This window comes from Microbacterium umsixpiens, from assembly GCF_053543675.1.
The window spans coordinates 6,538-7,508 of record NZ_JBLVOH010000155.1 but is presented as its reverse complement, the minus strand read 5'-3'; the positions used below and the strand labels follow the sequence as shown (position 1 = coordinate 7,508).

The window sequence follows — 971 nt, the reverse complement described above, 5'->3', positions numbered from 1 at the left end:
CCGCCGGCCGAGCCGAGGTCGCCGAGCGCGGCGAACCCGTCGGCCGCGGTGAGGGCGGCGGCGACCGCTTCGTCGATCCGGCCGAGCTCGGCCAACGCACGTCCGCGGGAATCGGTGACGTCGGCGAGAAGCCACTCCGCCTCGTGCTGCTGTGCGAGGGCGGCGACCTCGTCGAAGAGCGCGAACGCACGTTCGTCGCCGCGTCCGCCGTACGCCTGGCCGAGGCTGTGCAGCACTTCGCTCAGCGCGCCCACGGCCTCGGGTGCGCGCCGCACGGTCTCGGCGGCGGACTCGAGCAGTTCGATCGCGTCGTCGTGCTCGTCGAAGCGGGCGAGGATCTTGGCCTGCTCGGTCATGGACATCGCCTGGTCGGCGTGTTCCCCTGCCTGTCCGAAGAGCTCGGAGGCGTAGCTGTGAGCACCGACGGCCTGGCCGAACTCACCGGCCGCGCTCAGTGACCGTGCCAGCATCGAGGCGGTCATCGCGCGCGAGCCGGCGGCCACTTCCGCTTCCTCCTCGCGCTGCAGGACGTCGCCGAACAGCTCTGCGGCCTCTTCGGCGTCGCCGGCGCGCAGCATGACCCTGGCGAGTCGGAAGTCCACGCCGGTCGAGTCGCCGTCGCCTTCGCTCGCGATGTGCGCGGCGAGACGGTAGCGGGAGACGGCCTTCTCCGGTTCGTCCGCGTCTTCCCAGAGCGCCCCGGCGAGCAGGTGCGCATCGCCGAGAGCGCGGGTCGCGCCCAGTTCTGCGAGCAGCCGGCATACCTCGTCGGCGTCGGCAGCGCCCTCGGCATAGCTGTTGCCGCCGCCGCGCACGCGAGCCCTGGTCTGCAGGGCCTGCGCGCGATGCCCGGTGCTGAGGTCTTCCTGAGAGAGGAAACGGTCGAGCAATGCGGTCGCCGCCTCCATGTCGCCCTTACGCAGCACGGCCGAGATCGCCACCAGAGTCGTCGTGTTCGCGAGCCGCGTGTC

1 protein-coding gene is annotated in these 971 nt (G+C 72.0%); it reads right to left on the bottom strand.

The annotated features are described in order from the left end of the window. A partial coding sequence (locus ACNPM4_RS15335; protein ID WP_448986252.1) for a tetratricopeptide repeat protein occupies positions 1-971 on the bottom strand: 971 nt, incomplete at both ends.